General features: G+C 60.1%; 10 protein-coding genes and 2 pseudogenes. 7 read left to right on the forward strand and 5 right to left on the reverse strand.

Annotation, left to right across the window (positions count from 1 at the left end):
• Positions 1-129 (forward strand): annotated as a pseudogene (locus H7965_RS25795) (IS481 family transposase); the annotation flags it as partial.
• Here H7965_RS25795 and rfbC read toward each other — a convergent pair.
• Genes rfbC through H7965_RS25815 form a run of 4 tightly spaced genes read right to left on the reverse strand, consistent with a single transcriptional unit; the run spans position 126 to position 3,905 of the window.
• Positions 126-674, reverse strand: coding sequence for a dTDP-4-dehydrorhamnose 3,5-epimerase (gene rfbC, locus H7965_RS25800; RefSeq protein ID WP_186773426.1), 549 nt, complete (start codon positions 672-674; stop codon positions 126-128). The pseudogene H7965_RS25795 and the gene rfbC sit on opposite strands and share 4 nt — an antisense overlap.
• On the reverse strand, positions 671-2,011 hold the full coding sequence (locus H7965_RS25805) for an NAD(P)H-dependent oxidoreductase (RefSeq protein ID WP_186773427.1): 1,341 nt from the start codon (positions 2,009-2,011) through the stop codon (positions 671-673). Before H7965_RS25805 ends, rfbC begins: the two co-directional genes overlap by 4 nt.
• A gap of 42 nt (positions 2,012-2,053) precedes the next feature.
• Positions 2,054-2,824 (reverse strand): glucose-1-phosphate cytidylyltransferase, encoded by a 771-nt coding sequence (gene rfbF, locus H7965_RS25810; RefSeq protein ID WP_186773428.1) that lies wholly within the window; start codon positions 2,822-2,824, stop codon positions 2,054-2,056.
• Between the two features lie 40 nt (positions 2,825-2,864).
• Positions 2,865-3,905 (reverse strand): NAD-dependent epimerase/dehydratase family protein, encoded by a 1,041-nt coding sequence (locus H7965_RS25815; RefSeq protein ID WP_186773429.1) that lies wholly within the window; start codon positions 3,903-3,905, stop codon positions 2,865-2,867.
• 997 nt (positions 3,906-4,902) lie between these two features.
• Between H7965_RS25815 and H7965_RS25820 the strand changes: the two genes are divergently transcribed.
• The 6 genes from H7965_RS25820 (at position 4,903) to H7965_RS31355 (ending at position 12,243) form a co-directional block, all read left to right on the forward strand.
• Entirely contained in the window at positions 4,903-6,540 is a 1,638-nt protein-coding gene (locus tag H7965_RS25820) for a glycosyltransferase family 39 protein (RefSeq protein WP_186773430.1), read from the forward strand.
• Between the two features lie 356 nt (positions 6,541-6,896).
• Complete coding sequence (locus H7965_RS25825) at positions 6,897-8,510, forward strand: MBOAT family O-acyltransferase (protein WP_186773431.1); 1,614 nt, start codon at positions 6,897-6,899, stop codon at positions 8,508-8,510.
• 7 nt (positions 8,511-8,517) lie between these two features.
• Positions 8,518-10,446 carry an HAD-IIIC family phosphatase gene (locus H7965_RS25830; protein WP_186773432.1) on the forward strand — a complete coding sequence of 643 codons (1,929 nt, stop codon included), beginning with the start codon at positions 8,518-8,520 and terminating at the stop codon, positions 10,444-10,446.
• Positions 10,443-10,691: an acyl carrier protein gene (locus H7965_RS25835; RefSeq protein ID WP_186773433.1), complete on the forward strand. Its 249-nt coding sequence runs from the start codon at positions 10,443-10,445 to the stop codon at positions 10,689-10,691. Before H7965_RS25830 ends, H7965_RS25835 begins: the two co-directional genes overlap by 4 nt.
• A 3-nt stretch (positions 10,692-10,694) precedes the next feature.
• Positions 10,695-11,810 (forward strand): hypothetical protein, encoded by a 1,116-nt coding sequence (locus H7965_RS25840; RefSeq protein WP_186773434.1) that lies wholly within the window; start codon positions 10,695-10,697, stop codon positions 11,808-11,810.
• 196 nt (positions 11,811-12,006) lie between these two features.
• Entirely contained in the window at positions 12,007-12,243 is a 237-nt protein-coding gene (locus H7965_RS31355) for a hypothetical protein (RefSeq protein WP_186773435.1), read from the forward strand.
• 57 nt (positions 12,244-12,300) lie between these two features.
• Here the strand turns inward: H7965_RS31355 and H7965_RS31360 are convergent.
• Positions 12,301-12,630 (reverse strand): annotated as a pseudogene (locus H7965_RS31360) (transposase); the annotation flags it as partial.
• Positions 12,631-13,004: the final 374 nt, after the last annotated feature.

Below are 13,004 nucleotides of genomic sequence, written 5' to 3' on the forward strand. Positions count from 1 at the left end.
AACTTCGGTCGCCGGCTCAAGCGACTACGCGGCCTCACACCATACGAATTCATCTGCAAGGCATGGACGGCGGAGCCGCAACGCTTCACAGCAAACCCGCACCACCAAATGCCGGGACCAAACACTTAGAAGATCGGCCGATTGTCAGCTTTCAGCAGTGGCCAGCTTGCATCTTTTTCAGATATTGCCGCTATCGGCATTGGCCAAGCGATCCCCAGCAGCGGGTCATCATAGCGTAGGCCCCCTTCAGACTCCGGCGCGTAAGCTGCCGATACAAGGTAAGATACCTCAACGTTATCAACAAGCGTTTGGAACGAATGCGCGAAGCCAGGTGGTACATAAAGCTGCTGCCGATTCATCGCAGTAAGCTCAAAAGCCTCATGCCGAAGATAGCTTGGCGAGCCTGATCGTAGATCAACAATGACATCGATGATGGCGCCACGCGAGCAGCGCACCAGCTTCGCCTCCGTATGGGGCGGGCGCTGGAAATGCAGGCCGCGAAGCGTTCCTGCATGAGTGGAGGTCGACATATTCTGCTGAACATAGTCACTAACCATACCATGCGCCGCAAATTCGTTGCGGCACATAGTCCGCGCAAAAAAACCACGCTCATCGCCTCTGGGCTCGATCTCGATCAGCCAGGCATCCTGCAATGTCGTCTTACGGAAGATCATACGGAGACCCTTGCTTGGGCAGGCGTACCGATCGGGAAATGCGCTTCCTGCTCGGCATAAAGCGCATCAATGGTACGACCTGCGGGAATTTCGATATCAGCAAAGGTGAGAACGCTGTTCTTTGCCACACGCCGTGCGATGCGACAGCCAAGCGCAATGCCAAGCGGCAACAGCCGGTCTCGCGAGATTATCTCGCTATTCTCGGCAACCCCATAGGCATGGTAGCCGCCAAACTCGCTGATGATATCACCAGGTACCAGATCGGTCTTAGCGACAGCGATGACACCAACTTCCGGACCGCCACGCGGCGCAAGAACGGCATCGCCGAACAGGGCCGCACGTGCGATCGAAATCGGCACTTCGAAATGGCAGAGGTGGTAGGGCGTATGGAAGCAGAAGTAAGGGCCTGACCCAAGCTTGTAGAGGTTGAGAAAATGCCGCTGGCGTGGATCATCGTGCGTGCCCAGCACGAAGACGCCGGGACCTGGACGTGCACCGACGACATAATCCACGAGTCCTGGCCCATCAGCTATCAGATGGTCCGTGAAGGCGGCGACTGTCTCTTCAAGCGGGCGAAGTGGCGCGTAGGGATCGCCTCCTGAAAAATCCGGCCCGATCATGCCGCGCCGAGCAACCTTGAAGCCCGTACCGTTCGCTACGATGGCCTGCTCGTAGGAGATTTTCGTGCCGTCGGCGAATGAGGCAACCATTGCCGGCTTCTGCCCCCAACGCTCAGCAAAGGGTTTCTGAGTGGTAGGGTTGCGATAGGGGTCGTGCAGGCCCTTGATATTGCCGCACAGCACGGGCCTGACGCCAAGGCCACGAACGAAGCGGTAGAGGTTCATCTGCACGCCAGGCTGGTCACCGTCCGAAAAACTGTAGATGACCCCGGCTGCATCGGCTTTTCGCTTGAGAATCGGGCCGACCGTTCCGTCCAATTCGGCGTTCATCTGGACGACATGCTTGCCCGCCGAGATCGCGGCGAGCACGACCTCCGCCGCATAGTTGACGGAGCCCGTGACCTCGACAACCACGTCGATGCCGTCGGCAGTGGCAAGGGCTGTCGCATCCTCCGTCGCCACTGACTGGCCGCAGGAAATTGCGGCCTCGATGGCACCGCGACCCTCACGGACAACCGGGTCGATCCCGAGCGCCTTGAATGCGTCAATCGCCTTGTCGATATGGCGGTTCGCCACGGCCGCGACTTGCATGCCGGGTGTCGAGGTCGTGATTTGGCGGACGATGGCGGCACCCTGGAAGCCGGCCCCGACGACACCAACACGGATCGGCCGACCTTCAGCCTCACAGCGGGCAAGGGCGGTATCAACAATGATCAAGTGAGTCCCCTTTCGACTATCGCATCGGCTGGGCGATCCGCGTTACCAGATCTTCCACGGTGCGCCGGCGGCCCATTGTGCATTGAGGATCTGCTTGTCACGCAGTGAGTCCATACTTTGCCAATAGCCGTCATGCAGGTAGCTGGCGAGCTTGCCGCGCTCGATCGCCCGCTCCAATGGCTCAGCCTCGAACACGGTATCGTCGCCGTCGATCAGATCCAGCATCTGCGGCTCGCACACAAAGAATCCGCCGTTGATCAGTCCTCCGTCAGCCATGTGCTTCTCGCGGAAGCCTTTGACCATGGTGTGATCCTCATTGAGGCGCAGTGCACCATAGCGCCCCGGCTGAGTGACAGCGGTCAACGTGCACCATGCATTCGCGGCCCTATGTGTCGAAATGAGCTGATCCATGTTCACGTTGCTCAGACCGTCGCCATAGGTCAGGCAGAAGCGTTCGTCCTGTAGAAAGTGCCGCGCCCGAAGAATGCGGCCGCCGGTCATTGTCGCACCTCCGGTGTCGAGAATGGTCACCCGCCAATCATCCCCGACCGCCTGCAGCCAATCGACCTTGCCGGATTTCAGGTCAACAGTGAAGTCGCATTGGTTTTTCCGATAGTTAATAAAATACTCCCTAATATATTCTACCTTGTAACCGCCAAGTATGATGAAATCGCGCATTCCGTAATGCGCATATATTTTCATAATATGCCACATTATCGGCTTTCCACCGATCTCAACCATAGGTTTCGGTCTAATGCTTGTTTCTTCGCTGAGTCTTGTTCCAAGACCGCCAGCGAGCAATACAACTTTCATCGTTCTATCCTTAGGCCATGTCTGTGCAATTCAATCTGCATTATTGCCACACCAGTTCTTCCGAGAGACGGCCCTGGCCGATGTGGCTTTGCAGAACCTGCAGACGCATCAACGAGGAACCGCGAAATTCGGCGTCAGCAAACCCCATGGCCTTTAGGCCTTCTGCCAACTCCTTGATTGATCTGGCCAGTGTGACTTCCGGCTGGTGCTCCGGAGCAAGAGCGGCATAGCGGCCAAAATCGACCTGGTAGGATCGGCTGTCGGCGGGCGCCGCGGTGTTGATGCTGACAGTCGTGCCCGGTATTGCCGCCGCAACGGCGTTCGCCAAATCCCTGACCTGATAGTTCCGGTCGTTCGAACCGGCGTTAACGGTGAGAAAGCGGCCGCCAATCCTGGCAGGGCGTGTCACCGCCCATTCGATGGCGCGCGCCATGTCGGCGGTGTCGATCAGCGGCCGCCAGGGCGTTCCGTCGCTCAATACGCTGATTTCGCCGCGCGCTATGGCGCAGGCGACGAAGTCGTTCAACACGAGATCAAGCCGAAGCCGATCGGACATGCCGCAGGCCGTGGCGAATCTCAGGCAGGTGATGACCATGTCACCATCAATCTGCTTCAGCGCCTGCTCGGTCCCGATCTTCGATGCGGCATAGGCGGTCACCGGGTTGAGCGGATCCTCTTCTCGCCGTGGACCACCCTCGGCGACGCCATAGACACTGCAGCTTGAAGCGAAGACAAAATTCTGCACGCCTGCCCTGGCCGCCGTCCGAGCAAGCTGAACGGATGCGTCCTGATTGATCGCCGCTGTCACCCGGGCGAAGCGGTTGCCCATTGGATCATTCGAAACAGCAGCGAGGTGTACGACCGCATCGCAGCCGTCGAACAGCGTTTCGTCCATTGTGCGGACGTCGCCATAGCTTTGCCGATCGAGCAAGCGCTCCGGCAGTTGCAAGGCATTGGTTAGGCAGTGTGCAAAATAGGCGTTGTCATACCCGTGCAGATATGCGTTGGGAAAGCGGTTGCGCAGGCGTCGCACGACTGCGGGTCCCACATAGCCCATGTTGCCCGTGATCAGTACCTTCATGCTTCACACCTCAACTTCAGCTGCTGATTTAAGGAATGCCTCAGCAGCGACGCACCCGACCAACAAGACGAGCGACAGAATCAAATTCCTGCCAGGATCAGCGGCGCCCCAGTCGGCGCACCGTTACCCTGAGTGTGACCTCGTGATTACCCTGAGTGTGGCCTCGTGAATAGGAACGCTTGTTGGAGCGAGCCTCATTTCGACGACAACCAGCGCAACCGTGAGAGCTTGCTCCGGAAAATATCCGTGCCGCTTTGGATGCCGAGCCGGAGATAGGTTATCCAACACTTGGCTTGTGCTGACGTGGCGCCGCAGCACCGGCCCTATCGAGCGGCTTGGTAGTGCGCATTACCGGTCTGGAGGGTTGTGACATAGGGGCTTGATCGGGGCATCCGCCCTCGGTTTCAGAAGGCAAGGCGCGGCAGTCGGTCGAGCACGAGGCGGATGATCGCCTGATCAGGGTCGGCAGTCAGCAGGCGCGGCATGAAGCGGGTGTTTCATTCGGTGAAACGTATGGCAAGCTTCACCGGTCGCAGACGCGGCGCGTCAATCCGCACGATGCGCAAAGCCGAGCGCTTCGGCATCAGACTGCAGAGTGATCAGAGCAGCCAGTAGGCTCCGGTGTGCAGCAGCGCGCAGAATCATCCCGCGGTTGCGCGGCAACAGGACATGCGATCGTCGCAGGCTGGCGCTTCCAGGCACTATCGTGGCTTTCGGCTCGACCACGCGGGCAGTAGAGGTCTTCGTGGATCGCGCAAGGGACGCCACCGGCCAAGTCTCCCTAGTGACCTACACGTGTGGGCAATCCGCTTCGCCAGACCATCACGGCCGATACATTGCGCCATGCGGTGTCTCGGGCGAGCAGGGTCGCGCCATCGTTAGTAGATGATGCCTGCCCCTTGGTGTATCGGCGGTTATCGCAGCGGTGGCTGGCGTTGCTCAGCGGAATGCCATCCAAGAGGTGTCACTGCATCCGCCTTTTGCGAGAATTAGCCGGGTGCTTGAGCCATCGGGCCCTGTTGCAATTGAGCTTGCCGAACTGGGAATGCCTTACGATGACGCAGTGTTGCACCTGATGAAGCGATCCTCCGCCGCCAAACTGTTGACCGGGCCTTTGCCACGCGCGCCCATGGTTACCTCTGGTGCCGCCACCACCATGGCGCTCATCGGGATCACCGCCCTGGGATTGCTGTTGCGGCTGTATCGGCTGGATGCCGCGTCATTCTGGAGCGACGAGGCATTCTCAGGCTACTGGATCCAGCGCGACCTCGGCTTCATCTGGACCGACGGGCTGTTCATCGAGACGACGCCTCCGCTATATTACATGTTGCTGAAGATCTGGGCGGCCGTCGCCGGCGATGGAGATTTCGCTTTGCGGCTGTTCTCCGCTATCGCCTCGGCCATCACCATTCCATTGGTCTTTCTCCTGGCGGTGCAGATCGCGGCGGTGCCGGCGGCGCTGGTTTCGGCGTTGCTGTTCGCGCTGGCGCCGATGCAGATCTTCTATGCGCAGGAAGCGCGGGTCTACACATTGGTATCGTTGTTCTTCGCCCTGACGTTGCTTGGGCTGCTTCGCTTCGTCCGAAGGTCGCTAGCAGCGGTGCCGGCTCAGGGTCGGATTGCTGCGCACGCCCCGTTGGCGCTGTTCACGGCTGGTGCAGCGCTGCTGATCTATGCGCACGCGACATCGGTCTTCACCGTCGCTGCGCTCAGTATCTGTGGTGGTGGGATGCTGCTCACGCGTCCGGCCGGCAGGGAGGCACTGCCACGTTTCCTCCTGGCCAATTTGGTGGTCGCCGTGCTCGCCCTGCCGGAGCTTTATGCTATTATGCATCAAGCTGGGCGTTTCGATCTTGATTGGATCTCGCCGCCTGATCTGGTTGCCGTGCTCAATTTGCTGAACAACTTGCTGATTGATCCGGTAACGCCGCAGTCGCTTTTCCGGCTCTCATGCATCTTGTCGTGCGGCACTGTGGCATTGCTGGGATTGACACTGCCGTTCCTGCGGCTTGAACGGAACGCTGCCGTGCTGCTGTTTGGAGTGCCGATCCTGTTCCTGGTTGCGGTGATCGGTCTCAGCTTCTGGTCACCGTTCCTCATCCCGCGCATCATCATCTGGATCGGTGTGCCTTTCAGCATTATTGCCGGCATGGCACTGGTTTCCCCGGCGCCGCGGCTCATGCGCGGCGGGCTGGCGATCGCGCTGGCTGCTTGCGTCGCACTTGGCCTGCAGGGAGTTTACGTCAGGACCTTGGCGGACAAGCAAGACTGGCGTGGCGCGATGGCCAAGGTGCTTTCACATCTCAGCCCTGACGACATGGTGGTGCTTGGTCCCGGCACTAGCGTTCTGCCGATGCTGCGGTATGCCGAGGGGATTTTCGATGACCATAAGCGGGCGATCTTCCGGTGGGCGCCGCGGCCGCTCCCGCCAGATCTGTATGTTCATCACCGCGTGCAGGCACCGACTGCATTGACGACGGAAGCCTTGGCTGCGGCCGCCCACCAAGGCCGGCGCATCTGGCTGCTGATGCCACAATATGATTGGGTACGGAATGCCGATGCAAAGCTGCTTGAACAGATGCCGCCAGCAACGATTGATCGCAGCTACGCGATGATCATGCTGCTCAGTTGGTAGCTCCAGCCGCGGCGGCATCGGATAAGGCGTTCCGCAGCGGCATCAGCGAGCTAATTCAGGCGTCATCAGCAAGTCTCCACGACCTTGACCACCTTCAAGATCAGGTCCAGCCTCCACGCATTGATTAGCTTTATCGTGAACGGCGTAGTGGTCGGCACACACCCATTCAGTAATGACAAAAAATTGTATTTTAAATATTTTCACGACATTAGTATGGATTGGCATCGAAAAGTGTTGAAATTTTGCGGACAGCTTGTAGGAATCACCTTCATCATTGTGATTCGGAATTTCCTGAAGCCAAGCTATTTTAATCGCGATTTCATAACAATCGCAGCCTGATGAGGACCCACGACGCGATGCTGTTCAGCTCCGCCACCTTCATCATCGGCTTTCTGCCAATCGTTCTACTAGGTTTTTTTGTCCTTGCAGGGAGTAACCGCCAACGGCTGGCTGCGGCTTGGCTCACAGCCGCATCACTGGTCTTTTATGGATGGTGGAACCCAAGCTACGTTCCTCTGCTGATGGTTAGCATTGTCGCGAACTATCTGCTGGGCGGTTACTTGTTACGAAAGCCTTCCCGAGCCGCGCTAACCATTGGCATTGCCGCCAATCTCGCATTGTTGGTATACTACAAATACACGACATTCATATTAATGAATGCTGATGCTGCTTTGGGTTTGGATTGGCAAGTGCAGCAGATAGTGCTGCCCTTGGCAATTTCGTTTTTCACCTTCCAGCAAATTGCCTATCTTAGCGATGCTCAGGATGGCGCCGTCGTTGAGCATGATTTTCTCAACTACTGCTTGTTCATCACGTTTTTTCCGCATCTGATTGCCGGGCCGATCACACATCACCGCGAGATGATGCAGCAATTCGGCAATCCCGACAATTTCAAGCCACGCTTCGACAACATATCTGTGGGCGCCACCCTGTTCGTTCTCGGCCTAACCAAGAAGGTTGTCTTCGCCGATCCCCTCGGCGCCCGTGCCAGCCCAGCTTTTGCCGCCGCTGCGGAAGGAGCCGCCCTGCCGTTCCTCGACGCCTGGGGTGCGGCCTTGTCCTACACTCTGCAGATCTACTTCGATTTCTCCGGCTACACCGATATGGCGATCGGCCTCGGCTTGCTGTTCGGCATCAGCCTGCCGCCGAATTTCGATAGCCCCTACAAGGCCCGCAACGTCATCGAATTCTGGTCTCGCTGGCATATGACGCTGACCCGCTTCCTGACCGCTTACATCTACAACCCCATCGTGCTGCGCGTGACCCGGGCCCGCGCCGCGGCCGGCAAGCCACTGCCGCGGCGAGGCAGGATGACGCTTGGCAGCTTTCTGACGCTGGTTGCCTATCCGACTCTCCTGACGATGTTCATCTCGGGAGTTTGGCATGGCGCCGGCTGGCAATTCGTGGTGTTCGGCCTGCTGCATGGCTTCTATCTCGTCGTCGCCCACGCCTGGCGCGCATTGAAGGTGCAGCGGGGCTGGAAACTCGATGACGACAGGCCGTTGCCGAACGCCGCGGCGGTCCTGCTGACCTTTCTCTGTGTCGTCGTGGCCATGGTATTCTTCCGTGCATCCGACCTGACAACCGCCTTGAACCTGCTTGCTGGCATGGCCGGGCTGCATGGAATCGTCGTCCCCACTGCATTGGCGCAGCTGCCCTTGTTCTCTGATCTGACCGAGTGGTACGGCCTGCAGGTCGGGCCCGGCAGCTTCTTCCGGATCCTGGATTGGGCGACGATCATGGCGCTGCTTGCCGTCGTCTGGGTCATGCCGAATACCCAGCAGTGGCTGCGGCACTATCGTACGGCGTTGGGCTGGCGGGCCCGACCGAACTGGCTTCAGCCCATCCTGCCTGCCATGACCTGGCGCCCGACGCCAACCTACGGCGCGGTCCTGGGGTTGTTGTGCTTCTTCGTGCTCATGCGGACCTTCTCCTCCGCGCCAACCGAGTTCCTCTACTTCCAGTTCTGAGGTGCGCATGGAACAACTCGCCTGGCTGCCGGCTCATGCGGATCTTGCTGCGGCGATTTCCGCCGCCAAGCGGATAGACAACCCGGCGGACCGTCTGTCGCAGGCCATGCATCTTGCCGGCTTTCGGCATGACTTCACGGCCATCGGAAGGCTGGACAAATTGGCCGCTGACGGCTTGGCTGAGGCCGCGGCGTCATCGCGGCCGATGGCGGCAGGGCTTGCCGCGTGTCGCCTCGCCATTCTCTCTTCCCACACGGTCGATCACCTCGTGCCGGCAATCCGGGTTGCCGGGTTGCGCCGTGGCCTGGCGGTGTCGGTGCATGCCGCGCCCTATGGCCTCTATCGTCAGGCGCTGTTGGGCGAGGATCCGATGATGGCGGCATTCGCGCCGCAACTCGTGCTGCTCGCCCTCGATGCGCGCGACGCCCCGCTCGACCTGCCGCTCGAATCTTCCGAGGCCGCCGTGACCGAGGCCGTGACCGCCCGGGTGGATGAGTTGCGCCATCTTTGGCGCCAAGCGCGGGCACGGTTCAATGCCCAGGTGATGCAGCAGACACTGGTGCCGGCTGATCCGCCGCTGTTCGGCTCCTTCGAGGCGCTCGTTCCCGCTGCACCCAACACCGTGATTGGCATGCTGAACGCCGCTATCCGTGTGGCGGCACGGGAGGAGGGCGTCCTGCTGCTCGATCTCGCACTGCCGGCAGCCAGCTATGGCCAGGTCATGGGCCTCGCCGATCCCGTGCGGTGGCATCAGGCCAAGCAACTTGTAAGTCCGGTGCTCGCTCCGCTCTACGGTGACCTCGTTGCTCGTGTCGCGGCCGCCGTCATGGGACGTTCGCGCAAATGCCTGGTTCTCGATCTCGACAATACGCTCTGGGGCGGGGTGATCGGCGACGACGGGATCGATGGAATCAAGCTGGGCCAGGGCGATGCCACCGGCGAGGCCTTCATCGCCTTCCAGCGCTATGTTGCGCTGCTCGGCAAGCGCGGGATCATCCTTGCGGTCTGCAGCAAGAATGATGCGGCAGTCGCCGAGGCAGTGTTCACCCAGCATCCGGAGATGGCTCTACGGCGCGGTGACATCGCAACCTTCGTGGCGAATTGGAATGATAAGGCCGGCAATCTGCGGCAGATTGCGAAGACCCTGAACATCGGCCTCGATAGCTTGGTTTTCGTCGATGATAATCCAGCGGAGCGCGACATCATACGCCGGGAGTTGCCGGAGGTTGCGGTGCCGGAATTGCCGGAGGATGTCGCCAATTATCCGGCCCGGCTGGCTGCCGCTGGCTATTTCGAAGCCACCGGCTTCACCGCGGATGACGCTGCCCGCAGTCGCAGCTACGCGCTGAACGAGGCGCGTCGCGTTGCGCAAGAGCAGGCGACGGATATGGACGGCTACCTGCGTAGCCTGAAGATGGTTTTGACGGCGACGGATGTCGGGCCTGGCGAACTGTCGCGGGTGACACAGCTCATCAACAAGACCAATCAATTCAACCTCACCACCCGGCGCTACACGGAGGCTGAGGTGCAGGCCTTGGCAGCCAACCCGGCTGCGGTCGCCCTGGCGCTGCGCCTCACCGACCGCTTCGGTGATAATGGCCTGATCTGCGTCGTCCTAGCCCGACCCGATGCGGCCCTGCGGTCAGGCGAATTGCTGATCGATACTTGGCTGATGAGCTGCCGTGTTCTGGGCCGGCAGGTCGAAGCTGCCGTGCTCGAGGTCCTGGCGGCAGCGGCCTCGCGGCGGGGCGTTTCGACCTTGATCGGCGAATACCGTCCGACCGGGCGGAATGGCATGGTCGCGGAGCACTACCCGAACCTGGGCTTCGTGCCTCTGGATCCCCTGCCGGATAGTCCTGAGGGAACAACGTGCTGGCAGTACGATGTGATCGGCGGCCGGGCACCCAAACATTTCATTGAATTGGATGCACGATGACTGAGGCAGAGATCTATGCGGTCCTTACCCAGGTGTTCCGCGACGTATTCGACGATGACGAGATCGTTCTGGATTCCGGAACGACAGCGGAGGACATTGCTGGATGGGATAGCCAAGCCCATGTCAATCTCGTGGTCGCAGCCGAAATGAAATTCGGCGTTCGCTTCCGCACCGCGGAACTCGAGTCACTCCACAATGTCGGCGAGTTCGTGCAGCTCATCGCCGGAAAGCACAAAGGCGGTTAACTTATGCTCGAAATGCCGCGCCCACATCAGGGAAACGAAGAGGTGAGCCGTCATGCCGGCGGCGGGTCGAACCCGGTGCGGCCGTGGTATCTCGTCTCATTCCTTGGCAGCATCGCCGGGATATTTATCCTGTACTATATGTCTTTGTGGACTCTATCGGCGGTCGGCCGCCTGCCACCCCCTGCTTTTACCAACTCGATCTGCATCGATGAGAAATTCGCCTTCCTACGGCAACACCCACCGGTGTCACCGACCCTGCTGGTGATCGGTTCATCCGTGGCCTGGCGTCACTTCGACGGAGTGACCGCGGAACGGAATTCGCCCGGGACCGTGCCGCTTAATGGCGCCTTCTGCGGCCAGAGCGCGAACCAGACGGTCTACACCGCGAACTGGCTCCTGGATCGTTATCCTACTGTACGCGAGGTACTGTTCATCGCTGCGCCGCAGGATTTCGACGACTGCACCACGCCTCCCACGGCATCCTTCAACCGGCAGGACGTGGATGGCTATGTTTTCGGTGGAACTTCGCCATGGCTGTATTATACGCGATACTTTTCTCTGGTGTCCTTGATTCGGAACGCGATCGAGATTGCCGATAAGCGCTCCGGCGAGAACAGGATCGATCCACTGGTCTTTGACCGGTACGGCAGCGGCCCGATTGAAAGCGACAGAAATCGAGGGCGTCTTCTTTACGGCGATGTCGAGCGCCTGGATCCTGCCTGCTTTGAGGCATTGTCTCACCTGAGCGTCAAGCTGCAACAGGAAGGACGTCGCTTGATGGTCGCGTCCACGCCGCTTCACCCGCAATGGAAGCTGCAATACGATCCGCAGGGCCAGATGCGGAATCGCTTCAACTCCGGCATTCTGGCTGCCTTGCGCACCGGCGGTGGACAGTATTGGGACAGCAATCTTTCGTTCCACCTCGACGAAACCTTGTTCTTCGACGCGATCCATTTGCTTTGGGATGGCGTACCGAAATTTACCGAAGCCCTGGCACGGGCTTTCCAGTTCGGCAGTGTGGCGGTGGTGCCCACGACACGATCCGTGGCATTTCTACCCCCTGGAGGCCGCAGCCTGCCACCGGAGGGGCAAGCCCAGGACGGCATCGGAAGCAACTGAAGTATCTTCCGGTTCAGCAAGGCTTGCACTCGACTTCGTACAGATTGCAAGGTTTGGGTGGTAGGCACCAATCCAGCGGAAGCTCTCGCTGGCAATGGGATCACAGCTTCACCGTGCTGATGAGTGATACCAGTGTGCCGAATCTGTTGAAATAAGAAGCTGAGTTCGAAATGACCTATTGGAATGATTGACGTCGATGATTTCCATGCTGCCCTGGACCTGCAAGCCTGGGCGCATGAGGGATGACGTTGAGGTTCGGCTCGGGCCGGGCGACCGGGAGCGGCTCGAAGGTGTGGCTGCGGACCGCAAGAGCCCGCAGCACCACGTCTGGCGGACGCGCATTGTGCTGATGGCCGCTGACGGCGCGGGCACGATGGCGATCCGTGCGTCCACGGGGAAGGGCAAGCCCACCATCTGGCGCTGCGGGCGGTGACGAAGGCCAGGACATGGGCCTTGAACGCCTCGCGGTCCGGGTAGTGGAAGACTTGGTGAGGCGGTGCTCGATGCCGGGGAAGCGGCGTTGGCACTTTGCGATCAGCTGCGGGTCGAAGGTCGAGAGCCGATCCCGCCGCATCCGCAGATCCAGCCGCCCAGTGCCGGTCAGCACCGACGTGCCGCCATAGCCGTTGCGGCTGTTGGCTCGACCGTCCGGCTCCCCCCTCCAGGTGATGGTCCAGCTCGGCGTTCAGCGCCCGCTCGGCCAAGGCCTTCTTGAGCCCGTCCAGCAGGCCGCCATCGGCCAGGGTGGCCCGGGGGTCTGATCCAGCCAGTAGCCGCCTAGCAGCTCATCCGGAATAAGGGGTTGTTTGCGTCTCGGCATACGATGGCTTCCTCAGCAGCAGCGTACGCCCGAAACACAGAAATTTCGACAGTCCCTGCTGGTCTGGCTGCATCATTTCGCCACGGTCTTGGAATTCAGGTGGTAGTGGGCGGCTAGGGCGCGGGTCGGCGCTTGCGACGCTTGGAGCTCGGCTCGAACTCGCAGCGTCGTTCGAGTGAAGACCTGATGCCATCAGGCGTCCTCCTCCTCGCGAGAGAACGCACCACAACACCCCGGGACTGCACAGCTAGAGCGAAATCTGACCATTCAGAGTCGCTGAGGATTCCCGCCCGGCGCGAAATCTGATTCACCGTGCCTGCTGGGCACGGAGGCCAGCTTGCATGGCGAGAACCCTGTCCGAAGATCTACGCGCC

The sequence above is a fragment of the Siccirubricoccus deserti genome (assembly GCF_014283215.1).
Classification (GTDB): Bacteria; Pseudomonadota; Alphaproteobacteria; order Acetobacterales; family Acetobacteraceae; genus Siccirubricoccus; species Siccirubricoccus deserti.

Excerpts from the sequence above, each read along its gene's own strand:
- rfbC (WP_186773426.1), bottom strand. The coding sequence starts at position 674 with ATGATCTTCCGTAAGACGACATTGCAGGATGCCTGGCTGATCGAGATC.
- rfbF (WP_186773428.1), bottom strand. The coding sequence starts at position 2,824 with ATGAAAGTTGTATTGCTCGCTGGCGGTCTTGGAACAAGACTCAGCGAA.
- H7965_RS25815 (WP_186773429.1), bottom strand. The coding sequence starts at position 3,905 with ATGAAGGTACTGATCACGGGCAACATGGGCTATGTGGGACCCGCAGTC.
- H7965_RS25825 (WP_186773431.1), top strand. The coding sequence starts at position 6,897 with ATGCTGTTCAGCTCCGCCACCTTCATCATCGGCTTTCTGCCAATCGTT.
- H7965_RS25830 (WP_186773432.1), top strand. The coding sequence starts at position 8,518 with ATGGAACAACTCGCCTGGCTGCCGGCTCATGCGGATCTTGCTGCGGCG.
- H7965_RS25835 (WP_186773433.1), top strand. The coding sequence starts at position 10,443 with ATGACTGAGGCAGAGATCTATGCGGTCCTTACCCAGGTGTTCCGCGAC.
- H7965_RS25840 (WP_186773434.1), top strand. The coding sequence starts at position 10,695 with ATGCTCGAAATGCCGCGCCCACATCAGGGAAACGAAGAGGTGAGCCGT.
- H7965_RS31355 (WP_186773435.1), top strand. The coding sequence starts at position 12,007 with ATGATTTCCATGCTGCCCTGGACCTGCAAGCCTGGGCGCATGAGGGAT.